The sequence below is a fragment of the Streptococcus oralis genome (genome assembly GCF_003943415.1).
Taxonomy (GTDB): domain Bacteria; phylum Bacillota; class Bacilli; order Lactobacillales; family Streptococcaceae; genus Streptococcus; species Streptococcus oralis_BJ.
The window spans coordinates 504,943-530,308 of sequence record NZ_RJPK01000001.1 but is presented as its reverse complement, the minus strand read 5'-3'; the positions used below and the strand labels follow the sequence as shown (position 1 = coordinate 530,308).

The 25,366-nt window shown below is 39.6% G+C and carries 26 protein-coding genes; 23 read left to right on the top strand and 3 right to left on the bottom strand.

What is annotated here, in order from left to right:
• The first annotated feature begins 1 nt into the window (after position 1).
• Positions 2-1,990 carry an ABC transporter permease gene (locus D8801_RS02540; RefSeq protein WP_125847625.1) on the top strand — a complete coding sequence of 663 codons (1,989 nt, stop codon included), beginning with the start codon at positions 2-4 and terminating at the stop codon, positions 1,988-1,990.
• Positions 1,991-2,030: 40 nt separating this feature from the next.
• On the opposite strand, the gene D8801_RS02535 is transcribed toward D8801_RS02540, so the two are convergent.
• Complete coding sequence (locus tag D8801_RS02535) at positions 2,031-2,726, bottom strand: VIT1/CCC1 transporter family protein (protein WP_125847623.1); 696 nt, start codon at positions 2,724-2,726, stop codon at positions 2,031-2,033.
• 234 nt (positions 2,727-2,960) lie between these two features.
• Here D8801_RS02535 and efeO point away from each other — a divergent pair, with 234 nt between their 5' ends.
• The 22 genes from efeO to lacG all read left to right on the top strand — a co-directional run bounded on the left by efeO (position 2,961) and on the right by lacG (position 23,445).
• On the top strand, positions 2,961-3,833 hold the full coding sequence (efeO, locus tag D8801_RS02530; protein WP_125847621.1) for an iron uptake system protein EfeO: 873 nt from the start codon (positions 2,961-2,963) through the stop codon (positions 3,831-3,833).
• 5 nt (positions 3,834-3,838) lie between these two features.
• A complete protein-coding gene (gene efeB / locus D8801_RS02525) occupies positions 3,839-5,053 on the top strand; it encodes an iron uptake transporter deferrochelatase/peroxidase subunit (protein WP_125847619.1) in 1,215 nt (404 codons plus the stop codon).
• Positions 5,028-6,716, top strand: coding sequence for an FTR1 family iron permease (locus D8801_RS02520; RefSeq protein WP_125847617.1), 1,689 nt, complete (start codon positions 5,028-5,030; stop codon positions 6,714-6,716). Before efeB ends, D8801_RS02520 begins: the two co-directional genes overlap by 26 nt.
• Complete coding sequence (gene tatC / locus D8801_RS02515; RefSeq protein ID WP_125847615.1) at positions 6,717-7,448, top strand: twin-arginine translocase subunit TatC; 732 nt, start codon at positions 6,717-6,719, stop codon at positions 7,446-7,448.
• A complete protein-coding gene (locus D8801_RS02510) occupies positions 7,432-7,602 on the top strand; it encodes a twin-arginine translocase TatA/TatE family subunit (protein ID WP_000512108.1) in 171 nt (56 codons plus the stop codon). Before tatC ends, D8801_RS02510 begins: the two co-directional genes overlap by 17 nt.
• A gap of 296 nt (positions 7,603-7,898) precedes the next feature.
• A complete protein-coding gene (locus D8801_RS02505; RefSeq protein ID WP_125426144.1) occupies positions 7,899-8,606 on the top strand; it encodes an IspD/TarI family cytidylyltransferase in 708 nt (235 codons plus the stop codon).
• A gap of 4 nt (positions 8,607-8,610) precedes the next feature.
• A complete protein-coding gene (locus D8801_RS02500) occupies positions 8,611-9,633 on the top strand; it encodes a ribitol-5-phosphate dehydrogenase (protein WP_125847613.1) in 1,023 nt (340 codons plus the stop codon).
• A gap of 16 nt (positions 9,634-9,649) precedes the next feature.
• Positions 9,650-10,519 carry a phosphotransferase family protein gene (locus tag D8801_RS02495; RefSeq protein ID WP_125415876.1) on the top strand — a complete coding sequence of 290 codons (870 nt, stop codon included), beginning with the start codon at positions 9,650-9,652 and terminating at the stop codon, positions 10,517-10,519.
• Entirely contained in the window at positions 10,509-11,387 is an 879-nt protein-coding gene (locus D8801_RS02490) for a DMT family transporter (protein WP_125847611.1), read from the top strand. Before D8801_RS02495 ends, D8801_RS02490 begins: the two co-directional genes overlap by 11 nt.
• 11 nt (positions 11,388-11,398) lie before the next feature.
• Positions 11,399-12,088, top strand: coding sequence for a sugar phosphate nucleotidyltransferase (locus D8801_RS02485; RefSeq protein ID WP_125847609.1), 690 nt, complete (start codon positions 11,399-11,401; stop codon positions 12,086-12,088).
• 217 nt (positions 12,089-12,305) lie between these two features.
• The gene (locus tag D8801_RS02480) at positions 12,306-12,782 is read left to right on the top strand and encodes a PTS sugar transporter subunit IIA (RefSeq protein WP_164978976.1); all 477 of its coding nucleotides are present in this window, start codon (positions 12,306-12,308) and stop codon (positions 12,780-12,782) included.
• Between the two features lie 38 nt (positions 12,783-12,820).
• Entirely contained in the window at positions 12,821-13,126 is a 306-nt protein-coding gene (locus D8801_RS02475) for a PTS sugar transporter subunit IIB (protein ID WP_038805326.1), read from the top strand.
• A 44-nt stretch (positions 13,127-13,170) separates the two neighbouring features.
• Entirely contained in the window at positions 13,171-14,646 is a 1,476-nt protein-coding gene (locus D8801_RS02470) for a PTS galactitol transporter subunit IIC (RefSeq protein WP_000382509.1), read from the top strand.
• A gap of 107 nt (positions 14,647-14,753) precedes the next feature.
• Positions 14,754-15,650, top strand: a complete 897-nt coding sequence (locus tag D8801_RS02465) for an aldose 1-epimerase family protein (RefSeq protein ID WP_125847607.1) — start codon at positions 14,754-14,756, stop codon at positions 15,648-15,650.
• Between the two features lie 290 nt (positions 15,651-15,940).
• Positions 15,941-16,366 carry a galactose-6-phosphate isomerase subunit LacA gene (gene lacA / locus D8801_RS02460; RefSeq protein ID WP_125847605.1) on the top strand — a complete coding sequence of 142 codons (426 nt, stop codon included), beginning with the start codon at positions 15,941-15,943 and terminating at the stop codon, positions 16,364-16,366.
• Positions 16,367-16,396: 30 nt separating this feature from the next.
• Positions 16,397-16,912, top strand: a complete 516-nt coding sequence (gene lacB, locus D8801_RS02455) for a galactose-6-phosphate isomerase subunit LacB (protein ID WP_045591451.1) — start codon at positions 16,397-16,399, stop codon at positions 16,910-16,912.
• 10 nt (positions 16,913-16,922) lie between these two features.
• Positions 16,923-17,852, top strand: a complete 930-nt coding sequence (locus tag D8801_RS02450; protein ID WP_125847603.1) for a tagatose-6-phosphate kinase — start codon at positions 16,923-16,925, stop codon at positions 17,850-17,852.
• 1 nt (position 17,853) lies between these two features.
• Complete coding sequence (lacD, locus tag D8801_RS02445) at positions 17,854-18,834, top strand: tagatose-bisphosphate aldolase (protein ID WP_125847601.1); 981 nt, start codon at positions 17,854-17,856, stop codon at positions 18,832-18,834.
• A 236-nt stretch (positions 18,835-19,070) separates the two neighbouring features.
• Entirely contained in the window at positions 19,071-19,907 is an 837-nt protein-coding gene (locus D8801_RS02440; RefSeq protein ID WP_125847599.1) for a PRD domain-containing protein, read from the top strand.
• A 35-nt stretch (positions 19,908-19,942) separates the two neighbouring features.
• Positions 19,943-20,260 (top strand): PTS lactose/cellobiose transporter subunit IIA, encoded by a 318-nt coding sequence (locus D8801_RS02435; protein ID WP_125840209.1) that lies wholly within the window; start codon positions 19,943-19,945, stop codon positions 20,258-20,260.
• Positions 20,260-21,954, top strand: a complete 1,695-nt coding sequence (locus D8801_RS02430) for a lactose-specific PTS transporter subunit EIIC (RefSeq protein WP_125847597.1) — start codon at positions 20,260-20,262, stop codon at positions 21,952-21,954. Before D8801_RS02435 ends, D8801_RS02430 begins: the two co-directional genes overlap by 1 nt.
• A gap of 84 nt (positions 21,955-22,038) precedes the next feature.
• Positions 22,039-23,445 carry a 6-phospho-beta-galactosidase gene (lacG, locus tag D8801_RS02425; protein ID WP_125847595.1) on the top strand — a complete coding sequence of 469 codons (1,407 nt, stop codon included), beginning with the start codon at positions 22,039-22,041 and terminating at the stop codon, positions 23,443-23,445.
• Between the two features lie 42 nt (positions 23,446-23,487).
• On the opposite strand, the gene D8801_RS02420 is transcribed toward lacG, so the two are convergent.
• Together D8801_RS02420 and nrdF are read right to left on the bottom strand one after the other, a co-directional pair.
• Positions 23,488-24,255 (bottom strand): DeoR/GlpR family DNA-binding transcription regulator, encoded by a 768-nt coding sequence (locus D8801_RS02420; RefSeq protein ID WP_125847593.1) that lies wholly within the window; start codon positions 24,253-24,255, stop codon positions 23,488-23,490.
• Between the two features lie 139 nt (positions 24,256-24,394).
• Positions 24,395-25,357, bottom strand: coding sequence for a class 1b ribonucleoside-diphosphate reductase subunit beta (nrdF, locus tag D8801_RS02415; RefSeq protein WP_125847591.1), 963 nt, complete (start codon positions 25,355-25,357; stop codon positions 24,395-24,397).
• Positions 25,358-25,366 lie beyond the last annotated feature (9 nt).

Below are 25,366 nucleotides of genomic sequence, written 5' to 3'. Positions count from 1 at the left end.
TATGTTCCGATTAACCAATAAGTTAGCGGTATCCAACTTGATTAAAAACCGCAAACTCTACTATCCCTTTGCCCTTGCAGTTCTCTTAGCTGTGACTATCACCTATCTCTTTTACTCATTATCACTTAATCCTAACATTGGCAAGATCCGAGGGGGAGAAACTATCTCTATGACCCTCGCTCTCGGTATGGTGGTTGTTACCATAGCTTCAGGGATTATTATCCTCTATGCCAATAGTTTTGTCATGAAGAACCGTTCCAAAGAGCTGGGTATATATGGTATGCTGGGTCTTGAAAAGCGCCATTTGATCAGTATGGTTTTTAAGGAGCTTCTTATTTTTGGTTCCTTAACGCTGACAGCTGGTCTCGGCCTAGGAGCTCTCTTTGATAAGCTAATCTTTGCCCTTCTTTTGAAGTTAATGAAAATGAAAGTGGAGCTCGTTTCGACCTTCCAACCAATAGTCTTTATCCTAGTTCTCATTGTCTTTGGGGCAATCTTCCTAGGTTTGATTTTTATCAATGCCTTTCGCATCGCACGCATGAATGCCCTTCAGCTCTCTCGTGAAAAAGCTAGTGGTGAGAAAAAAGGACGATTCTTAGGTTTCCAAACCATTCTAGGTCTAATCAGTCTAGCAGCTGGTTACTACCTAGCAATAACAGTCGAAAACCCACTTTCTGCTGTTCTGATTTTCTTTGTAGCAGTCTTGTTGGTAATTTTGGGAACTTATCTTCTCTTCAATGCAGGAATCACAGTTTTCCTACAAATCTTGAAGAAAAACAAGCGTTACTATTACCAACCTAATAACATGATTTCCGTATCCAATCTCATTTTCCGCATGAAGAAAAATGCGGTTGGTCTGGCGACGATTGCTATTCTCTCAACTATGGTCTTGGTGACTATGTCTGCTACAACGAGTGTCTTCAAGGCTTCAGAGACTTTCAAAAAGGTTATGAATCCACATGATTTTGGGATTACAGGGCAGAATGTTGAAAAAGAAGACATCGAAAAACTCTTGAGCCAGTATGCTAGCGATAAGGGATTGACTGTCACAAAGAAAGAAGTCCTTACATACAGTAACTTTGGTGTGGCAAATCAAGAAGGTACGAAATTGACAATTTTTGAGAAAGGTCAAAATCGTGTTCAACCGAAAACTATTTTTATGGTCTTTGACCAAAAAGATTACGAGAATATGACGGGGCAAAAACTTGCACTTTCAGGTAAGGAAGTTGGATTGTTTACTAAAAACAAAGAACTTCAAGGACAAAAAGAACTGACTCTGAATGACCAGACCTACACAATCAAAGAAGAAATCAAAAAAGATTTTATTCTTGAACATGTCCCAAATCAGTACAATATTCTAACTTCGGACTATAACTATCTGGTTGTTCCTGACTTGAAAGCCTTTCTTGACCAACATCCTAATTCTTCTATCTTTAATCAATACTATGGTGGTATGAATGTGACGGCTAGCGAGGACGAGCAGCTTAAAATTGCAGATGACTATTCAAAATTCGTCAACAACTTTAATAGAGAATTAAACAAAGAAGGAAGCTATGTTTACGGAAGCAATCTGGCTGATAGCAGTGCGCAGATGAGTGCTCTCTTTGGTGGTGTCTTCTTCATCGGTATTTTCCTCTCTATCATCTTTATGGTGGGAACAGTTCTGGTTATCTACTACAAACAAATCTCTGAGGGCTATGAAGACCGTGAACGTTTTATCATTTTGCAAAAGGTCGGACTCGATCAAAAGCAAATCAAGCAAACAATCAACAAACAGGTCCTAACTGTTTTCTTCCTTCCTTTGCTTTTTGCCTTCCTACATCTTGCCTTTGCCTATCATATGCTTAGCCTCATTCTAAAAGTCATTGGGGTGCTAGATGCGACCATGATGTTGACAGTCACTTTGTCCATCTGTGCTATCTTCCTCATCGTCTACGTTTTGATCTTTATGATTACCTCAAGAAGCTATCGCAAGATTGTGCAAATGTAAAAAAAGATACCTCGATATTTGTCGAGGTATTTCTTTTATCTTAGATACTAAAGAGTTGTCCCAAGAGGAAGGTTACACCCATGGTGAGAAGTCCGATACAGAGGTTACGGATCATAGCAGTTTTCGTAGGAGCCTTGCCTAGTTTAGCACTGGTATAGCCTGTGATGAGAAGAGAAAGGGCTACGATAAACACAGTAGCAGGGATCCGATAGTCACTTGGAAAGACGGTAATCGAAAGCATAGGAGGAAGACTTCCTAATATAAAGGCGATAAAGCTAGAAATAGCAGCATGCCAAGGATTGGTAAATTCTTCGTACTCGATACCGTATTTTTCCTCGACAAGGGCTTTGAGTGGATTTTTTAAAAAGGCCTTGTTAGTCAGGAGTTGGGCGGACGTTTCACACTCACCATTTTGCAGGTAAGCAGCATAGAGGGATTGTTTTGCAGATTCGATATCCTTATCCAAGAGCAACTGTTCTCTAGCAACAGCGGCTTCCTCCGTGTCTTTCTGAGTGGATACAGAGACATATTCGCCACCTGCCATAGAAAAAGCACCAGCGAGGATAGCTGCCAAACCTGATAAAAAGATAATCCAGATATTGCTCGTCGCACTAGCAACACCGATAACGACTCCAGCGATGGAAATAATCCCATCATTGGCACCGAGAACACCTGCACGCAGGATATTGAGTCGTCCTGCAAAGTTTGCATCAATTTCATGTTTTATTTCAGTCATAGTCATCTCCTTTCTCTCCATTATAGAGAAAAGAGTAGGGGAATACAAACTTTTTAAACTATCTGAAAAAAGTTCTACGATTCTAATTTTTAAGCCCTTTCTAATTTTGCCGGAAAATGCTACTTCGAATTCTCAAATATTAAATTTTCTGACAATTTATTAAAAAATTAAGGAAAGGATGTTATAATGGAACGTAAAATAAATTCAGGCTTCCTGAACCAATAGGAGTAAATAATGAAAAAACTAGGTTTCGTCCTTTTATCTTCAGCCTTGCTATTGACAGCATGTGCAGTCCGTTTTGAAAAATCTACTGAAACGAGTGATTCCTCTAAGGTGACAGCCTTGTCAGATGACAAACAGAAATTGCTTGATAAGGCAACTACAGATTATAAGACCTTTGTTCAAGGACAAATTGATAAACTGTTAACGGATACAGAAGGCTTTGTCCAGCTTTTGAAAGACGGAAAACTTGAGGAAGCCAAGAAAGCTTATCCGCTTGTTCGTATGGCTTACGAACGCTCCGAGCCAATCGCTGAGAGTTTTGGTGAGTCAGATGTTAAGATTGACTTTCGTCTAGCAGACTATGTTGATGAAAATAAGACTGAGGAAGGTTGGTCTGGTTTCCACCGTATCGAACGAATCCTCTGGGAAGAAAACACAACTAAAGGAACTGAAAGTTATGGTGATCAGCTTGTCAATGATATCAAAGAGTTGAAGGCTAAGGTAGCGACTGTTGAAGTAGATCACAAGATTATGTTGACTGGAGCAGTTGACTTGCTTAACGAAGTGGCGACAAGCAAGATTACGGGTGAAGAGGAAATCTACTCTCATACAGATTTGTACGACTTCCGCGCTAATATCGAGGGAGCTGAAAAGATATTCCAACTCTTTAAACCTTTACTAGAAAAATCAGATGCTGATTTAGTTAAAGAATTAGAAGCTGATTTCAAATCTGTTAATAGCTTGTTGGACAAACATATGACAGACAAGGAACACTACAAACTATATACAGACTTAACAAAAGAAGACACCAAAGAATTGGCTGAAGCCGTGACAAAACTTGGTGGACCTCTATCACAAATGGGCAAATTTCTTGATGGAGAATAAGCAGTATGACTAAGAAAGACGAAAATTTTTTTGAGAAAAAAATGGACCGTCGAGAATTTCTAAAAAAAGCGGGTATTGGAGGTGCTGGTCTAGCACTTGGTCTCTCTGGTGCCTCCGCTTTTTTAGCGCCTAAGCTAGACAAACAGGAAAAAATCTCGTACGGTAATGAAAAAATTGACTTTTATGGGAAACACCAAGCGGGTATCACGACCCCTATGCAGAAGAATATCTATTTTGTTGTCCTAGATTTGCATACGACAGATAAAGATAAAATTATCCAGTTGTTCAAGGATTGGACGGATTATAGTGCCAAGTTGGTCGAGGGGGAATTGGTTAAAAAAGATGGTCAGAATGCTCTCTTGCCACCTAGTGACACTGGAGAAACCGTGGGGCTAAATCCTCATCGTTTAACGCTGACTTTTGGTGTGTCTGCTAGTTTCCTGAAAAAGATGAAATTAGAGCAAAAACGTCCTCAACTTTTTAGGGATTTTCCACCCTTTCCAAAGGAACAACTGCGTGAAAAATATACTGGGGGAGATATTGTTATCCAAGCCTGTGCAGATGACGAGCAAGTTGCTTTTCATGCTATTCGCAACCTCATTCGTAAAGGGAGAAATGCAGTGACCCTCCGTTGGAGCCAATCTGGATTTGCTGCTATTGGGGATCGTATGGAGACACCACGCAACCTTTTTGGTTTCAAAGATGGAACAGCCAATGTGACCAAAGAAAAGGATTTTGATCGTGTTGTCTGGGCCGACAGCAAGGACTGGATGAAAAATGGATCCTATATGGCCGTTCGCCGCATCCAAATGTTTCTCGATACTTGGGATCGAACTAATCTTGAAGAACAAGAAAATACCGTTGGTCGCTACAAGGAAAGTGGCGCTCCCTTTGGTAAGAAGAATGAGTTTGATGAAGTAGATTTGAGTCTTTTGCCAGATGATTCGCATGTTCGATTAGCCAAAGAGGTAGATAAGCCACTCTTACGACGATCCTATTCATACTCAGATGGCATTGATGAAAAGACTGGACAATTTGACACAGGCTTACTCTTTATCTCTTTCCAGAAAGATCCAGACAATTTTGTCAAGGTTCAAACCAACCTCGGAGCTACAGACAAGATGAATGAGTATGTAACCCACATCGGTAGCGGTCTTTTTGCCTGCTTTGGTGGAGTAGAGAAAGGAGGCTATATTGGTCAGAAATTATTGGAAGATTAACATTTGTTTCTTAGCCTTGTCTTTTCTCTTGTTAGCTGTTTTTCCCGTTAGCGCACAGGAAAGTCTGAGTTCTTATTTTGTAAAGATTACCGATGCCTCTCAGGCTTTAAAAAATGGAAATCAGGAAGAAGCCAAGGCCCTAGTTAGAGAAATGGCGATGGATTTTGAAACAGTAGAACATGCTGACTCGGATGCTGGAAAGGCTGTCAAGGAAAAACTTGCCCTGTCAGGAGAGATTAGTGAAGAAAATCTGACACAAATCTCTTCTGCCCTTCTAGCTTTTGAAAAAGAACAAAATCCAATAGATCTTGATGCTGAAAAGGAAAAGCTTGTCAGTCGCTTAAGACCACGTTTTGAGACTTTGGATAAGGCAATTTCTTCAAAAGATATAGAGCAAGTCCGAGAAGCCTATAAAAAGATGAATTCAACTTGGACACTCAATGAAAGTGCCGTCCGCGACAACAGTACAACTCATTACGGTCAAGTAGAAACTGCTATCTCTTTCTTACGCAGTAGTATTGAAATGGAGCCGACAGATTATGATGCTATCCAGTCTTCTTTTAATGACTTAAAAACTGCCATTGATAATTTCGTAGCTGGCAAAGAAGTGGCGACAAGTTCCTCCAAACTAAGTCTTAAAGATGGCATTGAGCTTCTCAAAAAAGCCTTGGAAGAATTTAAAGCTGGTAACCCGACGGCAGGGACAGCTGCTATGAAAGAGTTTATTACTATATGGCCAACTGTTGAAGGTTCTGTTAGCACGACCAATCCTTCCCTCTACACCCGAGTCGAAAGCGAAAGTCCTGTAATCATGGTCAAGGGAAGTGAGAAGGAATATCAAGAAAAATTAGAAAAACTGATTGCGGATTTATCTCAAATTGATACGACTGCAAGCTACAATGCTTTTGATGCCATGCTCATTCTCTTACGTGAAGGAGTAGAGGCCCACTTAATCGTCATGGCCTTGGTCACAACATTAAAAGCAGCCAAGATGCGTAAAGGGCTCAAGTGGGTATACGGTGGGGCCCTAACAGGTATCGTTGCGAGTCTAGTGATTGCATTTATACTACAAATTGCCTTTCCTGCAGTAACATCAGGGGCCAATCGAGAAATCATCGAAGGAGTTGTTGGTATTTTTGCAGTCGTTATGATGATTTTGATTGGTATCTGGCTTCACAGTAAATCCTCGGTCAAAAAATGGAATGATTTTATGGATAATCAAATGAAAACTGTGACCAAGACAGGTTCATTCATTTCCATGTTTGCTCTTAGTTTTCTAGCTGTTTTCCGTGAAGGGGCAGAGACCATTCTATTTTACGTAGGGATTTTACCGAGAATATCTCGTTTTGAGTTTATCCTAGGTATTTCTCTAGCTTTGTTAGTCTTGCTGATTATTGCATTTCTGATGAACAAGGCGAGTCAATTCTTCCTACCTCATAAGGTCTTTTTCCTACTGACGTGGATGATTTATGCTCTTGCCTTCAAGATGCTAGGTGTTAGCCTACATGCTCTCCAGCTGACCAATATGGCACCTAACCACTTATTGCCAGGTTTCCCTACTATCGACTTCTTGGGCATCTATCCAAGTTGGGAAGGTTTAGGAAGTCAGCTAGTCTTTTTGATAATTGTTTTGGTTGTCACATTGAGACAGGGTGAGAAGTAGATGGATACAAAAGAATTGACAATCGTTGAACATCTGGTAGAATTTAGAAAGAGATTCATTGCTGTTATAGCCTGCTTTTCTATAGTTTTCTGCGGAGCTTTATTGTTTGCTGATCAGCTTTATTATTATCTGACTCAGTCCTTTAATCAAAAGTTGATTGTATTAGGTCCAAATGACATTCTGTGGATTTATTTGCGCTTGGCGAGTCTGATGTCCTTTACCATTACGCTACCTTTTACAGTTTATCAGATTTGGAGTTTTATCAAACCAGGATTGAAAACAGAAGAAGCAAGAGCAATCTTTGCCTATATTCCAGCTAGTTTTATTAGCTTCATACTTGGTCTGGTATTTGGATTCTACTTTGTAACGCCAGCCTTACTTCAAGTGCTTTTAGGTCTTGGGGAAGGATTATTTGAAACTCAATTAACGGCGCAGAACTACTTAGCCTTTGTTTTTCAAACAACCCTACCCTTGGGTTTCATCTTTGAATTGCCTGTCATCATCGCTTTTTTAACGTCGATCGGCTTGATTGGACCAGAGCTCTTAGTTACTTATAGACGTTATGCCTACTTTATTTTATTGGTACTAGCTGTTATCTTGACACCTGCTGATTTTATTAGCGATCTAGCCATGACAATTCCTTTAATCTCGCTCTATGAGCTTAGTATTGCAATTAGCAAGAGTATTGTAAAGAAAAAAATGAAAGGAGAAAAGAATGGGAATCTTACGTGATATCGGTGCTCCAGGATTGATTATCATCGTTCTAGGTGCACTCTTAATCTTTGGACCAAAACGTTTACCAGAACTTGGTGAATCAATCGGTAAAATGCTGTCTGAGTTTAAAAAGGCAGTTAAAGGAGCTGGTGACCAAGATCAGGAAAAGTAATTTATTCCATAATCATAAATAAAAACAAGAAAGTTAGGAACTGTAGCTGTCTAGGCCTAGGTGAACAGTTTCCTAGCTTTTTATTGTATTCTTAAAAGTGATTTTAAGTTTTCTTTAAGGTTTGTATTATAATCTAAAGAACTCTATATTAACCGAATGTTAAGTAAAAAATATAGAGGGAAATCTAATTTTATTTCTCAAATAGATAGTTTTCTGTCTTTTCTTCATGATGGAGGCAGATTATGATATAATAGATAGTAATGAGTTTTTTTAGAATAAACTAAAGGAGAATATAAATGATCTATGCAGGAATCCTAGCCGGAGGAACTGGCACACGCATGGGAATCAGTAATTTACCAAAACAATTCTTGGAGTTGGGTGATCGACCTATTTTGATCCACACAATTGAAAAATTCGTCTTAGAACCGAGTATTGAAAAAATTGTAGTTGGAGTTCATGGAGACTGGGTGTCACACGCTGAGGACTTGGTTGAAAAGTATCTTTCTCTCCACAAGGACCGTATCATCATTACCAAGGGTGGTGCTGATCGCAATACTAGTATCGAGAAGATTATAGAAGCCATTGACGCCTACTGTCCAATCACTCCTGAGGATATCGTGATTACCCACGACTCTGTTCGTCCATTTATCACACTTCGCATGATTCAGGACAATATCAAACTGGCCCAAAATCATGATGCAGTTGACACAGTAGTAGAAGCAGTTGACACCATTGTAGAAAGTACCAATGGTCAGTTTATCACTGATATTCCAAATCGTGCTCACCTCTATCAGGGTCAAACACCTCAAACCTTCCGCTGCACGGATTTCATGGATTTGTATGGCTCCCTATCTGATCAAGAAAAGGAAATTCTGACGGATGCATGTAAGATTTTTGTTATAAAAGGGAAAGACGTTGCCCTAGCTAAAGGGGAATATTCAAACCTTAAAATCACAACTGTGACCGACTTGAAAATCGCTAAAAGCATGATTGAGAAAGACTAAGGCTATGATTAATCAAATTTATCAACTGACCAAACCAAAGTTTATCAATGTAAAATACCAAGAAGAGGACATTGATCAGGAGAATCATATCCTTATTCGTCCAAATTATATGGCGGTCTGTCATGCGGATCAACGTTACTATCAAGGGAAACGTGATCCAAAGATATTGGCTAAAAAGCTTCCTATGGCCATGATTCACGAGTCTTGTGGAACTGTTATTTCAGATCCAACTGGGACTTATGAAGTCGGTCAAAAGGTAGTTATGATTCCAAATCAACCGCCTATGCAGAGTGACAAAGAGTTCTACGAGAACTACATGACAGGGACCTACTTCCTATCTAGTGGTTATGATGGCTTTATGCGAGAATTTGTCTCTCTTCCAAAAGATCGTGTTGTGTCTTATAATGACATTGAGGACACAGTTGCAGCAATTACTGAGTTTGTAAGTGTCGGTATGCATGCCATGAATCGTTTCTTAAATCTTGCCCACAGCAAGCGAGAGCGCATAGCTGTTATTGGAGATGGTAGTTTGGCTTTTGTGGTTGCAAATATTATCAATTACACTCTACCAGAAGCAGAGATTATCGTCATTGGTCGCCATTGGGAAAAATTGGAGCTTTTCTCTTTTGCAAAAGAGTGCTACATCACGGATAATATTCCCGAGGGTCTGACCTTTGATCATGGATTTGAATGTTGTGGTGGCGATGGAACAGGACCAGCTATCAATGATTTGATTCGTTACATTCGCCCTCAGGGAACGATTCTCATGATGGGAGTGAGCGAATACAAGGTCAATATCAATACACGAGATGCCTTAGAAAAGGGCTTGCTCTTGGTTGGTTCATCTCGCTCAGGACGCATTGATTTTGAAAAAGCAATTCAAATGATGGAAGTTAAAAAGTTTGCGAATCGTTTGAAAAATATTCTTTATATTGAAGAACCAGTGAGAGAAATCAAGGACATTCACCGTGTCTTTGCTACAGACCTAAATACTGCTTTTAAAACAGTATTTAAGTGGGAAGTGTAGGAGATGGAGGCTAATTGTGGAGAAACTCATCAGAGAAAAAATTTCTTCTTTGCTATCTGAAGAAGAGGAAGTCCTCAGTGTTGAACAACTGGGAGGCATGACCAACCAAAACTATTTGGTTAAAACAACCTCCAAACCCTATATTGTTAAGTTCTTCGGAAAAGGGACTGAAAAGCTCATCAATCGTCAAGATGAAAAATACAATCTTGAATTGTTGAAAGATTTGAATCTTGATGTCAAGAATTATCTTTTTGATATTGAGTCAGGGATTAAGGTAAATGAGTACATTGATTCTGCAACAACTCTTGATTCCACTTCGATTAAGACCAAGTTTGAAAAGATTGCCCCGATTCTACAGACCATTCATGCATCAGGCAAAGAACTAAGAGGGGAATTTGCTCCTTTTGAGGAAATCAAAAAATATGAATCCTTGATTGAGGGAGCTATCCCTTACGCCAATTATGAAGCTGTAAGAAAAGATGTATTTTCACTAGAGAAAAGGTTGGCTGATTTGGGTGTTGACAGAAAGCCTTGTCATATTGATTTGGTACCAGAAAACTTTATCGAGTCACCCCAAGGACGCATGTATTTGATTGACTGGGAATACTCTTCCATGAATGACCCGATGTGGGATTTGGCAGCTCTCTTTTTGGAGTCTGAATTTACAAATCAGGAAGAAGAAGATTTCCTAACCTACTATGAGAGTGACAAAACTCCAGTATCTCGTGAAAAGATTCGAATCTATAAAATTTTGCAAGATACCATCTGGAGTTTGTGGACAGTATACAAAGAAGCTCAAGGTGCTGACTTTGGAGATTATGGTGTGAGTCGTTACCAAAGAGCGGTTGACGGTTTGACCTATTATGGGGGTTTGGATGAAGAATAAAAATGGTGTTTCTTTTGGTCTGTTCTCAGGGATCTTCTGGGGGCTAGGTCTGACAATTAGTTCTTATATCTTTTCGATTTTTACAAATCTTTCTCCCTTTGTGGTGGCGGCTGCTCATGATTTCTTGAGTATCTTTATCTTGTTAGCTTTTCTTTTGGTAAAAGAAGGAAAAGTTCGACTCTCGATTTTTCTAAATATCCGAAATGTCAGTGTTATTATCGGAGCCTTGCTAGCTGGACCAATAGGAATGCAGGCCAATCTTTATGCGGTTAAGTATATCGGAAGTTCCCTGGCCTCTTCAGTATCAGCTATCTATCCAGCAGTTTCTGTTTTACTAGCATTTTTCATTTTGAAACACAAGGTATCTAGGAATACTGTGTTTGGTATTCTGTTGATTATCGCTGGTATTATTGCCCAGACATACAAAGTTGAGCAGGTTAATTCTTTTTATATCGGAATTCTTTGTGCATTAGTTTGTGCCATCGCTTGGGGAAGTGAGAGTGTTCTTAGTTCCTACGCCATGGAAAGTGAATTAAGTGAAATTGAAGCACTATTAATCCGTCAAGTAACCTCATTCTTGTCATACCTTGTCATTGTCCTCTTTTCTCATCATTCATTTGCAGAAGTAGCAGATGGACAATTGCTCGGTTTGATGTTAGTCTTTGCAGCATGTAATATGATTTCTTATTTGGCTTATTACATTGCAATCAATCGGCTACAACCAGCAAAAGCAACTGGTTTGAACGTAAGCTATGTCGTTTGGACAGTATTGTTCTCGGCAATGCTTTTAGGTACACCACTCGATATGGTGACCATTATTACATCGCTTGTTGTCATGGCTGGTGTTTATATTATTATTAAAGAATAAAGGAGAATAGCGTGAAAGCAATTATCTTGGCAGCGGGGTTGGGAACTCGTCTGCGCCCTATGACTGAAAATACCCCTAAAGCCTTGGTTAAGGTCAACCAAAAACCTTTGGTAGAATACCAAATTGAATTTTTGAAAGAACGAGGAATTGATGAGATTATCATCGTTGTCGGCTACCTTAAAGAACAATTTGCCTATCTAAAAGAAAAATATGGTGTTCGTTTAGTCTTTAACGATAAGTATGCCGATTACAATAACTTTTACTCACTTTACCTCGTTAAAGAAGACTTAGCTAACAGCTATGTTATTGATGCGGATAACTATCTTTTCAAAAATATGTTTAGAGACGATCTTAAACGTTCAACCTATTTCAGTGTTTATCGTGAAGACTGTGAGAATGAATGGTTCTTGGTTTATGGTGATGACTATAAAGTTCAAGACATCATCGTTGATAGCAAGGCTGGTCGTATTCTGAGCGGCGTATCATTCTGGGATGCTCCAACTGCTGAAAAGATTGTTGGTTTTATTGACAAAGCATACGCAAGCGGCGAATTTGTTGATCTCTATTGGGATAACATGGTTAAGGATAATATCAAAGAATTAGATGTGTATGTTGAAGAATTAGAAGACAATAGCATCTATGAAATCGATAGTGTCAAGGACTATCAAAAGCTAGAAGAAATTTTATCTTCCATTAACTAAATAACATTAGAAATTAGTAACAGAAAGACCCATTTTGGTCTTTTTTTGTTTGAAATGCACGAAAATAGAATTTAAAAAGATTGTTTGATAATGATTATAATTAATTAACAAAACACAATCAACAAAAAAAAACAAAATAAAACAAAAAGTATTGACAACGATTTCATATAGTGTTATACTTATAACGTAAAAGTTAATTGAAAGAAGGGAAACTGTTATGGGATTAGATCATTTCTTTGACAAAAACCTGGTGTTTTGCTTAGAAGCGGATAATCAAGAACAACTCTTTGATCAGGTAGCAACCCTGTTGGAAAAACGAGAAATAGTGACTCCAACTTATCGTGAAGCCTTGATCACGCGTGAAAAGTCATTTCCAACTGGCTTAGATATGGAATTTCTGGGAAAGGACTTGCCAAATGTAGCGATTCCTCATACAGATATTGTTCACAATCTAGCTGAGAAAGTGGTGGTTGTTCGATTAGAAAAACCAGTAACTTTTCACAATATGATTGCTCCTGATAAGGAAGTGGAAGTATCTCTACTCTTCTTTATCATTAACAATTCAAGTTCGAGTCAAACAAATATTCTGGCTCAGTTGATGGACTTTTTCACAGGGAATAGCCATCTGGAAGATTTATCAAAAATTTCTGAACCAGAAAAACTTTATGCTTATATAGCTGAAGCAACAGCTTAATCTTGCCTATTAAAAAAATAAAATCGGAGGAAATCCTAATGATTAAAATTCTCGCTGCCTGCGGTGCAGGTGTTAACTCAAGTCACCAAATTAAAAGTGCTCTTGAAGAAGAACTCGCAAATCGCGGTTACGATGTTCACTGTGATGCAGTTATGGTAAAAGATGTGAATGAAGACCTTATGAAAGGCTACGATATCTTTACACCAATCGCTGCAACAGATCTTGGCTTTGAACCAGGTATTCCAGTTATCGAAGCTGGACCAATCTTGTTCCGTATTCCAGCAATGAGCGCTCCTGTATTTGACAATATTGAGGCAGCTATCAAAGAACACGGACTAAGTTAATTATTATTTTGTAAGATTCCATAAAAATAAAGGGAGGAACTATTATGGATGTCATTATCGAACTAGCCAATAAGATTTTCAAGCCAGTCTTGGAAATGGGTGGTCCTATCATCATGCTGATCATCTTGACAGTATTGGCCTTACTATTTGGAGTGAAATTCTCCAAAGCGCTTGAAGGTGGTATCAAACTTGCCATCGCTCTTACTGGTATCGGTGCTATCATCGGTATGCTCAACGGAGCTTTCTCAGCATCTCTTGCGAAATTCGTTGAAAATACTGGTATTCAATTGAACATCACTGACGTTGGTTGGGCACCACTTGCTACGATCACTTGGGGATCTGCTTGGACACTTTACTTCTTGCTTGTAATGTTGATTGTCAACGTTGTGATGCTTGCAATGAAGAAAACGGACACACTTGACGTCGACATCTTTGACATCTGGCACTTGTCAATCACTGGTCTTTTGATTAAATGGTACGCAGACAACAACGGTGTAAGCCAAGGGGTTTCACTCTTCATCGCAACTGCTGCAGTTGTCCTTGTAGGTGTTTTGAAAATCATCAACTCTGACTTGATGAAACCAACTTTCGATGACCTTCTTAACGCACCAAGTTCATCACCAATGACTTCAACTCACATGAACTACATGATGAACCCAGTTATCATGGTCTTGGATAAGATCTTCGATAAAGTATTGCCAGGTCTTGATAAATATGACTTTGACGCTGCAAAATTGAACAAGAAAATCGGTTTCTGGGGATCTAAATTCTTCATCGGTTTCATCCTTGGTATCGTTATTGGTTTGATGGGGACTCCACATCCAGTTGCTGGTGTAGAAGGAGCCGATAAATGGGAACTTGTTATTAAAGGTTGGTTGAGCCTTGGTTTGACTGCCGGTGTCTGCTTGGAGCTCTTCTCACTTATCGGATCTTGGTTCATCGCAGCCGTAGAACCACTTTCACAAGGTATCACAAACGTTGCTACTAAACGTCTTCAAGGACGTAAATTCAACATCGGTCTTGACTGGCCTTTCATCGCTGGTCGTGCTGAAATCTGGGCTTGTGCCAACGTACTTGCTCCAATCATGCTAGTAGAAGCAGTGCTTCTTTCAAACGTCGGAAATGGTATCTTGCCGCTTGCAGGTATCATCGCTATGGGTGTAACTCCAGCTCTCTTGGTTGTTACTCGTGGTAAATTGCTCCGTATGATCATCTTCGGAACACTCTTGTTGCCACTCTTCCTTCTTTCAGGTACTCTTATCGCTCCATTTGCAACTGAACTTGCTAAAGGTGTAGGTGCCTTCCCAGAAGGTGTGAGCCAAACTCAATTGATCACTCACTCAACTCTTGAAGGACCAATCGAAAAACTATTTGGTTGGGCAATTGGTAATGCTACAACAGGTGATATCAAAGCAATCCTTGGTGCAGCGGCCTTCCTTGTATTCTATGTAGGTATCTTTGCTTGGTATAGAAAACAAATGATCAAACGTAACGAAGAATACGCAGCAAATGCTAAATAATTCGCTCCTATAAAATGTAAATTGTGAAAACTAGGTTGTCAATTTCCGACATTGGGAGTGGCAACCTAGTTTTTTATATAAAGATCTAAAAATAGTTGGAGAACATTATGGTAATTGAAATCAAATCAGACCAGTTAACGGTCCAGTTTAAAACCTTAGGTGGCGCCTTGTCGTCGATCAAGGATCGAGAAGGCATTGAGTATCTGTGGCAAGGAGATGCCACTTACTGGAGTGGACAGGCGCCAGTACTTTTTCCAATCTGTGGTTCTTTGAGAGAAGACACAGCCTTCTATAGCCACGAAAATGGAACAGAAACAAAAGGAAACATTCCTCGTCATGGTTTGGTCCGTAAAAAAGAATTTGACTTAGTTGATCAAACAGAAAACAGCGTAACCTTTGCTATCGAAGATGATGAGAATACTTATCAAAACTATCCTTATCATTTCCGTCTTGAAATCACTTATCTAGTGACCGGCAAGACTGTTCGTACTCAATACAAAGTCTTTAATAAAGAAACGAATAAAGTAATGCCATTCTTTATAGGAGGTCATCCAGGATTTAATTGTCCTCTACTCGATGATGAAGTCTATGAAGATTACTATTTAGAGTTTGAGAAAGAAGAGACTTGCTCTGTTCCACGTCCTTTCCCAGAAACAGGAATGTTAGACTTCCAGGATAGAAGTCCATGGCTAGAGGGGCAAAAAGTATTAGACCTTAGCTATGATTTGTTTAGTATAGATGCAGTGACTTTGGATGAGTTGCAATCTAAAACAATTGCCCTTCGTTCTCGTAAGCATGAGAAGGGATTAAAAGTACACTTCCAAGAGTTCTCAAATCTCATCATTTGGTCAACTTTGAATAAGGGACCATTCATTGCGTTTGAACCTTGGTCAGGTTTATCAACTTCACTTGAAGAAGGAAATCATCTAGAAGATAAGAAAAACGTTCGTCTCTTAGGACCAGGCAAAGTTGATCAGATTGGTTTTGATATTGAAATCTTTTAAATAAAAAATAAAACACAAAAACAAACATTAACTGTTGACTTTTTCCAAAAATAGGAGTATATTATGTTTGTAAACAACAAATGGTGTTTGTAACAAACAAATAATTGCTTGTTATATTCTCTTTCGCAGAGAAAGTTTGTTTCTAGGAACTTGATTTCCTAGACTTGGATAAGGTGTTATTCATCTCATTCAATCAAATTTGTCAATAAACTGCTAGAAAGTCTTTTGTATTTATAATACTAGTTATAAAAGTCTTTACTGGCCTAGAATAATAAAAAGGAGTAAACAATATGTCTATTGTTATTGGTGCAGATGCTGCAGGTTTGAGATTGAAAGAAGTTGTGAAAGACTTCCTAGAAAAAGAAAACTTCCACGTAGTGGATGTTACAGCAAAAGGCCAAGACTTTGTCGATGTGACTCTTGCTGTCGCTGCAGAAGTAAACAAAGAAGAACAAAACCTTGGTATCGTGATTGACGCTTATGGAGCTGGACCTTTCATGGTTGCAACTAAAATTAAAGGAATGGTTGCTGCAGAAGTTTCAGACGAACGTTCAGCTTATATGACTCGTGGACACAACAACTCACGTATGATAACTATGGGAGCAGAAACAGTTGGTGACGAATTGGCTAAAAATATTGCTAAAGGTTTTGTTAATGGTAAATACGACGGTGGTCGTCACCAGATTCGTGTCGACATGTTGAACAAAATGTGTTAATTAGATTACAGTAAGAAAGGTAAGTTAAAAATGAGAATTGCAATTGGATGTGACCACATCGTAACAAATGAAAAAATGGCGGTTTCAGAATTCTTGAAATCAAAAGGACATGAAGTCATTGACTTTGGTACTTACGATCATGCTCGTACACACTACCCAATTTTTGGTAAAAAAGTAGGGGAAGCAGTTGTTAGCGGTCAAGCTGATCTTGGGGTATGTATCTGTGGTACTGGTGTTGGTATCAACAACGCTGTCAACAAAGTTCCAGGAGTTCGTTCTGCCTTGGTTCGTGATATGACAACAGCTCTTTATGCAAAAGAACAATTGAACGCTAATGTTATTGGTTTTGGTGGTAAAATCACTGGTGAGTTGCTTATGTGCGACATCATTGAAGCTTTCATCAATGCTGAATACAAACCATCAGAAGAAAACAAAAAATTGATTGCAAAAATCGAACACGTTGAAACACACAACGCTCATCAAGCAGATGCAAACTTCTTTACAGAGTTCCTTGAAAAATGGGATCGCGGTGAATACCACGACTAAGAGGTGACCTATGATTTTAACAGTCACAATGAATCCATCCATTGATATTTCTTATCCTTTGGATGAATTGAAAATTGACACTGTCAACCGTGTGGTGGACGTGACCAAGACAGCTGGTGGTAAAGGGCTCAATGTTACACGAGTTCTTTCAGAATTTGGTGATTCTGTTGCTGCTACTGGTTTGGTCGGTGGTAAACTTGGTGAGTTTTTGGTTGAAAATATCGATAATCAAGTAAAGAAAGATTTCTTCTCAATTCAGGGAGAAACTCGTAACTGTATCGCTATTCTACACGGTAAAAACCAAACAGAAATTCTTGAGAAAGGGCCTGAAGTTCTAGAACAAGAAGGGCAAGATTTCTTGGCTCATTTCGAAAATCTTCTTGCCACTGTGGAAGTAGTAGCTATCTCAGGTAGTCTTCCAGCTGGCCTTCCAGTTGCCTACTATGCAAGCTTAGTAGAACTTGCTAATCGCGCAGGAAAACCAGTTGTTCTGGATTGCTCAGGTGCTGCCCTTCAGGCGGTTCTTGAATCACCACATAAACCAACAGTAATCAAACCAAATAACGAAGAATTGTCTCAGCTTCTTGGGAAAGAAGTTTCTGAGGATTTGGATGAATTAAAAGAAGTTCTTCAAGAGCCTCTATTTGCAGGGATTGAGTGGATAATCGTTTCACTTGGTGCAAATGGTGCTTTTGCAAAACATGGGGATACCTTCTATAAAGTAGATATTCCAAGAATTCAAGTAGTTAATCCTGTCGGGTCTGGAGATTCTACTGTTGCAGGTATTTCCTCAGGACTTCTTCATAAGGAATCGGATGCAGAACTCCTCATCAAGGCAAATGTCCTTGGTATGCTCAACGCTCAAGAAAAGATGACAGGTCATGTCAATATGGATAACTATCAAGCTCTATATGATCAATTAATAGTAAAAGAGGTATAAAATGGCTTTAACAGAACAAAAACGTGCATGCTTAGAAAAACTTTCAGATGAAAATGGAATCATCTCAGCCCTTGCCTTTGACCAACGTGGCGCTTTGAAACGTCTCATGGCTCATTACCAAACAGAAGAGCCAACAGTGGATCAAATGGAAGAACTCAAAGTATTGGTTGCAGATGAATTGACAAAATATGCATCATCTATGCTTCTTGACCCAGAGTATGGACTTCCAGCTACAAAAGCGCTTGCTCCAAATGCTGGTCTTCTCCTTGCTTATGAGAAAACGGGTTATGACACAACTAGCACCAAACGCTTGCCTGACTGCTTGGATGTTTGGTCTGCCAAACGCATCAAAGAACAAGGTGCAGATGCTGTTAAGTTCTTGCTTTACTATGACGTAGACAGCTCTGACGAACTCAATCAACAAAAACAAGCCTACATCGAACGCATTGGTTCTGAATGCGTGGCGGAAGACATTCCGTTTTTCCTTGAAATCTTGGCTTACGATGAAAAAATCGCTGACGCAGGTTCTGCAGAATACGCAAAAGTGAAACCACACAAAGTTATCGGTGCGATGAAAGTCTTCTCAGACCCACGCTTCAACATCGATGTCTTGAAAGTAGAAGTTCCAGTCAATGTTAAATACGTTGAAGGCTTTGGCGATGGCGAAATCGTTCATACACGCGAAGAAGCAGCAGCCTTCTTCAAAGCGCAAGATGAAGCAACTAACTTGCCATACATCTATTTGAGTGCGGGAGTTTCAGCTAAACTCTTCCAAGAAACCCTTGTCTTTGCCCACGAATCAGGCGCAAACTTCAACGGAGTTCTTTGCGGTCGTGCAACCTGGGCAGGATCAGTTGAAGCCTACATCAAAGACGGTGAAGCAGCAGCTCGTGAGTGGCTGCGTACAACAGGTTTTGAGAACATTGACGAACTCAACAAGGTTCTTCAAACAACAGCAACTTCATGGACTGAACGCGTATAAGTTTTCCCCCTAATCTTAGGAACATTGATCTAAATAAAAATTTTTAAAAAAGTTGAATGTAAAGGTTTACAAAAAAACTTACTTGTGCTATACTTAAATCACAAGTTAATACAAGGTGAGTGTTACTAAGTAATATTAGGCATGATCACAGGTGGATTAGAAATCAAAGGATTTTCTAGTTCATTTGTGGTCATTTTTTGCACTCATATACCTTTAAGATATAAAAGGAGGTTGACATGTATCGAATTCTAAACCCAATGAATCACAACGTCTCGCTTGTCAGAAATGATAAAGGAGAAGAAGTGATTGTGATTGGTAAGGGGATTGCATTTGGAAAAAAGAAGGGGGATTTGATTGCTGAAAATCAGGTTGAGAAAATCTTTCGGATGAAGACAGAAGAGTCTAGGGAAAACTTTATGGCTCTGCTCAAAGATGTTCCGCTTGATTTTATCACAGTGACCTACGAGATCATTGATAAGCTTTCTAAGAAATATCATTATCCGATTCAAGAGTATCTCTATGTGACCTTGACAGATCATATTTACTGTTCCTATCAAGCTCTAACACAAGGAAGGTACAAGGATAGCAATCTGCCAGATATTTCTGCCAAGTATCCTGTAGCTTTTCAAATCGCAAAGGAAGCCTTTGAAATCTATCGTCAGAAGTTGACAGATCATTTCCCTGAGGATGAAATTATTCGGATCGCTTATCATTTCATCAATGCCGAAGGGGAGAACGAAGTTCAAGTGGTTGAGTCGATAGACAAGAGGAAAGAAATCCTCAGGAATGTTGAAGAAGTGCTAAAGAGTTACGCTATTCAACGAACCAAAGAGAATAACCATTTCTATGATCGCTTTATGATTCATCTCAACTATTTTTTGGATTATTTAGACCGTTCCAGAGATGATAATCAATCTCTTCTAGATATGGAAGACCATATCAAACAATCCTATCCAAAAGCATTTGAGGTCGGCTCCAAGATCTATGATGTGATTACGCAACATACTGGTCTTGATTTGTATAAGAGTGAGCGAGTTTATCTAGTTCTACATATCCAACGTTTATTGTCATAAAAATTTAATTAAAAATACATAAGGAGAATTCTATCATGAATAGAGAAGAAGTAACATTGTTAGGTTTTGAAATCGTAGCCTATGCTGGCGATGCTCGTTCAAAACTATTGGAAGCCTTGAAGGCTGCTGAAGCTGGCGATTTTGCGAAAGCTGATACTCTCGTGGAGGAAGCAGGTGGTTGCATCGCGGAGGCACACCACGCGCAAACAAGTCTATTAACTAAGGAAGCTTCAGGTGAGGACTTAGCTTATAGTGTAACCATGATGCATGGCCAAGACCACTTGATGACAACTGTCTTGTTAAAAGATTTGATGCACCATTTAATCGAACTCTACAAGAGAGGAGTTAAGTAATGAACAAACTAATTTCATTTATCGAGAAAGGGAAACCTTTCTTTGAGAAACTATCTCGTAATATCTATCTTCGTGCTATTCGTGATGGTTTCATTGCAGGTATGCCCGTTATTCTCTTCTCAAGTATCTTTATCTTGATTGCTTTTGTACCAAACTCATGGGGCTTTAAATGGTCTGACGATGTTGTCACTCTCCTCATGAAACCTTATAGCTATTCAATGGGGATTCTGGCTCTCTTGGTAGCTGGTACAACAGCTAAGTCATTGACTGACTCAGTAAACCGTAGCATGGAAAAAACCAACCAAATCAACTATATGTCAACTCTTTTGGCAGCGATTGTCGGTTTGTTGATGTTAGCAGCTGATCCTATCGAAAATGGCCTAGCTACTGGATTCTTGGGGACAAAAGGTTTGCTTTCAGCCTTCCTTGCTGCCTTTGTTACTGTAGCCATCTATAAGGTTTGTGTTAAGAACAACGTCACTATTCGTATGCCCGACGAAGTTCCACCAAATATCTCACAAGTATTTAAAGATGTGATTCCATTCACTCTATCAGTGGTTTCTCTTTATGCTCTTGATTTACTAGCTCGTCATTTTGTTGGTGCAAGCGTAGCTGAATCAATCGGTAAATTCTTTGCACCATTATTCTCTGCTGCTGATGGCTATCTAGGTATTACCATTATCTTTGGTGCCTTTGCCTTCTTCTGGTTTGTTGGTATCCACGGTCCTTCAATCGTCGAGCCAGCAATCGCAGCTATTACCTATGCAAATGCCGAAGTCAACTTGAATCTTCTCCAACAAGGTATGCACGCTGACAAGATTCTTACTTCTGGTACACAAATGTTTATCGTTACCATGGGTGGTACTGGTGCGACACTGGTTGTTCCTTTCATGTTCATGTGGTTAACAAAATCAAAACGTAACCGTGCAATCGGACGTGCGTCTGTTGTTCCAACATTCTTTGGAGTAAACGAACCAATCCTGTTTGGTGCACCACTTGTCTTGAACCCAATCTTCTTTATTCCTTTCATCTTTGCGCCAATTGCCAACGTATGGATCTTTAAATTCTTCATTGAAACGCTTGGCATGAACTCATTTACTGCCAACCTTCCTTGGACAACACCAGGTCCGCTCGGTATTGTTCTCGGTACAAACTTCCAATTCTTGTCATTTGTACTTGCTGCTTTGTTAATCCTTGTTGACGTAGCCATTTACTACCCATTCCTCAAGGTTTATGATGAACAAATCCTTGAAGAAGAGCGTTCTGGTAAAGCCAATGATGAATTGAAAGAAAAAGTAGCAGCAAACTTCAACACTGCCAAAGCGGATGCTATTCTTGAAAAAGCTGGTGTAGAAGCAGCGCAAAACACAATCACAGAAGAAACAAATGTTCTCGTTCTCTGTGCAGGAGGAGGTACAAGTGGTCTCCTTGCAAATGCTCTAAACAAGGCAGCTGCGGAGTACAATGTTCCTGTTAAAGCAGCAGCTGGTGGCTATGGAGCTCACCGTGAAATGTTGCCAGAGTTTGATCTGGTTATCCTTGCTCCTCAAGTTGCTTCAAACTTTGAAGACATGAAGGCCGAAACCGACAAACTTGGTATCAAACTTGCTAAGACAGAAGGTGGTCAATACATTAAACTGACTCGTGATGGAAAAGGCGCTCTTGCCTTCGTTCAAGCGCAATTCGAAGAATAAAATGTAAATAGCGAAGAAGTGAGATGGCGGAACTCCTCCCAACTATATCTCCATCTCATTTCTATTTCTTGAAAGGTGAATCAAATGACAAAAACACTTCCAAAAGACTTTATTTTTGGCGGAGCAACAGCAGCCTACCAAGCAGAAGGTGCTACACATACTGATGGTAAAGGGCCAGTCGCCTGGGACAAATACCTCAAAGATAACTACTGGTACACTGCTGAACCAGCCAGTGATTTCTATCACAAATATCCAGTTGACCTCAAACTTGCAGAAGAATATGGTGTCAATGGTATCCGTATTTCAATCGCTTGGTCACGTATCTTTCCAACTGGTTACGGGAAAGTCAATGCCAAGGGAGTTGAGTTCTATCACAAGTTGTTTGCAGAATGTCACAAACGTCATGTTGAGCCCTTCGTGACTCTTCATCACTTTGACACGCCAGAAGCACTTCATTCAAACGGAGATTTCCTGAATAGAGAAAACATTGATCACTTTGTGGATTATGCAGCCTTCTGTTTTGAAGAATTTCCTGAAGTTAACTTTTGGACAACCTTTAATGAAATTGGGCCGATAGGAGATGGTCAGTATTTGGTTGGGAAATTCCCTCCAGGTATCCAGTACGACCTTGCCAAAGTCTTCCAATCTCATCACAATATGATGGTGTCGCATGCGCGTGCAGTAAAACTTTTTAAGGATAAGGGTTACAAGGGGGAGATTGGTGTGGTTCATGCCCTGCCTACCAAGTATCCTCTGGATCCAGATAATCCAGCAGATGTTCGTGCAGCCGAGTTGGAAGATATCATCCACAATAAATTTATCTTGGATGCAACTTATCTTGGACGCTATTCAGATGAAACGATGGAAGGCGTCAACCATATTTTATCCGTCAATGGTGGAAGCTTAGATCTGCGTGAAGAAGACTTCGTAGCCCTAGAAGCAGCAAGAGACTTGAACGACTTCCTTGGAATTAACTACTACATGAGTGATTGGATGCAAGCCTTTGACGGAGAGACGGAAATCATCCACAATGGTAAGGGTGAAAAAGGAAGCTCTAAGTATCAGATTAAGGGAGTTGGACGTCGAGTGGCGCCTGACTATGTCCCACGTACGGACTGGGACTGGATTATCTATCCTCAAGGTTTGTATGATCAAATCATGCGCGTGAAGAAAGATTACCCAAATTACAAGAAAATCTACATCACAGAGAATGGTCTCGGATACAAAGATGAGTTTGTGGATGGGACAGTCTACGATGATGGACGGATTGATTATGTTAAGAAACATATGGAAGTGATTGCAGATGCAATCTCTGATGGAGCCAATGTCAAAGGCTACTTTATCTGGTCTCTGATGGATGTCTTTTCTTGGTCAAATGGTTACGAAAAGCGTTACGGCCTCTTCTATGTTGATTTTGAAACCCAGGAGCGTTATCCCAAGAAATCAGCTCACTGGTACAAAAAACTAGCTGAGACACAGATTATCGAGTAAAACTAAAACAAAAAAATTCCCCGCCAAAAGGCAGGGGAATTTTTATGGTTTTGATAAAAGAATGGTTGTTTGTTTCGACAGATCTTCAAATGTTTCCTGACTCAGTTTGGCATCTGAAACGATGGTATCAATCTCTGAGATATTGTAGAAGGTGTAAAAATCAAACTTATTAAACTTACTGTGGTCTGCCAGTAAGTATTTTTTATTAGCATTATTCAGAGCGATTCGTTGGGCTTCGCCCTCTTGCTCACTAAAGGTGGCAATAGCCTTATCCTTGATACCATTACAGCTAACAAATGCCTTAGAAAACTGAAGATTTGCCAAATCCTGCAAGGTAAGTGTCCCCACAAAAGCACCGGTGATAGAGCGATAGTTTCCACCAATCAAGATCAAATCTGTTAGTTTTCGTTCGTTTAGGATGAGAAAAACAGGAAGACTGTTTGTTACAACACGAATATTATCGATAGGAAGCTCACGAGCAAAACATTCTAAGGTTGTTCCCGGTCCGATAAAAATAGTTTCACCTTCGTCAATCAAATGCCCTGCAAAACGGCTAATTTCTTGTTTTTCAGCAATCTGCAAGCCTTGTTTTTCGACGTTTGAGCGTTCGTTGTTTAAGAGAGAACCTGTACGAAGTTTTTCAGCGCCACCATGCACGCGTACCAGCAAATCCTTATCTGCTAGTTCTTGCAAATAGCGGCGAGCCGTCATATCTGATACATCAAGACTCTCCATAATCTCTTTTACAGTAATAGTGCCTTTTGTGTTTACTGCTTCTAGAATACTATCTAGTTTTTCTTGCTTTAGCATCCTTATCACCTCGATTTCTACTATTATTATCTTACCATAAAACGCTCAAACAATCAAATAGAAAAAAACAAAATAAAACAAAAACAAAAATACCATGGTTGTTTTAAACAAACCATGATATTTTGAATGATTGGTCAAATTAGTTTAAACCGTAGTTGTAATCCTCGTCTTGCATGGCTTCAACTTCACCAAGGAGGTAACCATTTCCGACTTGAGAGAAGAAGTCGTGGTTAGAAGTTCCTGTTGAAATACCGTTCATGACGATAGGATTGACATCATCAGCTGAATCTGGGAAGAGAGGATCTTGTCCAAGATTCATCAGAGCCTTATTGGCATTGTAGCGAAGGAAGGTTTTGACTTCTTCAGTCCAACCAACACCGTCATAGAGACTTTCTGTATAGCCCTCTTCGTTCTCATAGAGGGTATAGAGCAGGTCGTACATCCATTCTTTGAGTTTTTCTTGCTCTTCTTCAGGCAATTCGTTGAAACCAAGTTGGAATTTGTAACCAATGTATGTTCCATGAACAGACTCATCACGGATGATCAGTTTGATGATTTCCGCAACGTTGGCTAGTTTGTTGTTACCGAGATAGTAGAGCGGTGTAAAGAAACCAGAGTAGAAGAGGAAGGTTTCAAGGAAGACGCTGGCAACCTTCTTTTCAAGAGGCGTACCATTGAGGTAGATTTCATTGATAATTTCTGCTTTTCTTTGTAGGTAAGGGTTAGTGTTGGTCCATTCAAAGATTTCTTCAATTTCAGCCTTGGTATTCAAGGTTGAAAAGATAGAAGAATAGGATTTTGCGTGGACAGATTCCATAAATTGGATGTTGTTGAAAACAGCTTCCTCATGCGGTGTACGGATGTCTGAACGAAGAGCCTGAACTCCTGTTTCAGATTGCATGGTGTCCAGAAGGGTTAAACCACCAAAGACTTTTCCTACCAAGTCTTTTTCTTTGTTTGATAGTTTTCTCCAGTCGTCCAGGTCATTTGACAAGGGAATACGCGTATCGAGCCAGAATTGCTCCGTCAGCTTTTCCCAAGTTGATTTGTCGATGACATCTTCGATGGCATTCCAGTTAATGGCTTTGTAGTAAGTTTGCATTTTGTAAAA

What these genes read in the sequence shown, in the direction of transcription:
- lacG (WP_125847595.1), top strand. Translation starts at nt 22,039, where the DNA reads ATGACAAAAACACTTCCAAAAGACTTTATTTTTGGCGGAGCAACAGCA.
- efeB (WP_125847619.1), top strand. Translation starts at nt 3,839, where the DNA reads ATGACTAAGAAAGACGAAAATTTTTTTGAGAAAAAAATGGACCGTCGA.
- D8801_RS02465 (WP_125847607.1), top strand. Translation starts at nt 14,754, where the DNA reads ATGGTAATTGAAATCAAATCAGACCAGTTAACGGTCCAGTTTAAAACC.
- D8801_RS02490 (WP_125847611.1), top strand. Translation starts at nt 10,509, where the DNA reads ATGAAGAATAAAAATGGTGTTTCTTTTGGTCTGTTCTCAGGGATCTTC.
- D8801_RS02440 (WP_125847599.1), top strand. Translation starts at nt 19,071, where the DNA reads ATGTATCGAATTCTAAACCCAATGAATCACAACGTCTCGCTTGTCAGA.
- nrdF (WP_125847591.1), bottom strand. Translation starts at nt 25,357, where the DNA reads ATGCAAACTTACTACAAAGCCATTAACTGGAATGCCATCGAAGATGTC.
- lacB (WP_045591451.1), top strand. Translation starts at nt 16,397, where the DNA reads ATGAGAATTGCAATTGGATGTGACCACATCGTAACAAATGAAAAAATG.
- D8801_RS02470 (WP_000382509.1), top strand. Translation starts at nt 13,171, where the DNA reads ATGGATGTCATTATCGAACTAGCCAATAAGATTTTCAAGCCAGTCTTG.
- D8801_RS02510 (WP_000512108.1), top strand. Translation starts at nt 7,432, where the DNA reads ATGGGAATCTTACGTGATATCGGTGCTCCAGGATTGATTATCATCGTT.
- D8801_RS02540 (WP_125847625.1), top strand. Translation starts at nt 2, where the DNA reads ATGTTCCGATTAACCAATAAGTTAGCGGTATCCAACTTGATTAAAAAC.
- D8801_RS02505 (WP_125426144.1), top strand. Translation starts at nt 7,899, where the DNA reads ATGATCTATGCAGGAATCCTAGCCGGAGGAACTGGCACACGCATGGGA.
- D8801_RS02475 (WP_038805326.1), top strand. Translation starts at nt 12,821, where the DNA reads ATGATTAAAATTCTCGCTGCCTGCGGTGCAGGTGTTAACTCAAGTCAC.
- D8801_RS02480 (WP_164978976.1), top strand. Translation starts at nt 12,306, where the DNA reads ATGGGATTAGATCATTTCTTTGACAAAAACCTGGTGTTTTGCTTAGAA.
- D8801_RS02430 (WP_125847597.1), top strand. Translation starts at nt 20,260, where the DNA reads ATGAACAAACTAATTTCATTTATCGAGAAAGGGAAACCTTTCTTTGAG.
- D8801_RS02420 (WP_125847593.1), bottom strand. Translation starts at nt 24,255, where the DNA reads ATGCTAAAGCAAGAAAAACTAGATAGTATTCTAGAAGCAGTAAACACA.
- lacD (WP_125847601.1), top strand. Translation starts at nt 17,854, where the DNA reads ATGGCTTTAACAGAACAAAAACGTGCATGCTTAGAAAAACTTTCAGAT.
- efeO (WP_125847621.1), top strand. Translation starts at nt 2,961, where the DNA reads ATGAAAAAACTAGGTTTCGTCCTTTTATCTTCAGCCTTGCTATTGACA.
- D8801_RS02500 (WP_125847613.1), top strand. Translation starts at nt 8,611, where the DNA reads ATGATTAATCAAATTTATCAACTGACCAAACCAAAGTTTATCAATGTA.
- D8801_RS02450 (WP_125847603.1), top strand. Translation starts at nt 16,923, where the DNA reads ATGATTTTAACAGTCACAATGAATCCATCCATTGATATTTCTTATCCT.
- tatC (WP_125847615.1), top strand. Translation starts at nt 6,717, where the DNA reads ATGGATACAAAAGAATTGACAATCGTTGAACATCTGGTAGAATTTAGA.
- D8801_RS02535 (WP_125847623.1), bottom strand. Translation starts at nt 2,726, where the DNA reads ATGACTGAAATAAAACATGAAATTGATGCAAACTTTGCAGGACGACTC.
- lacA (WP_125847605.1), top strand. Translation starts at nt 15,941, where the DNA reads ATGTCTATTGTTATTGGTGCAGATGCTGCAGGTTTGAGATTGAAAGAA.
- D8801_RS02435 (WP_125840209.1), top strand. Translation starts at nt 19,943, where the DNA reads ATGAATAGAGAAGAAGTAACATTGTTAGGTTTTGAAATCGTAGCCTAT.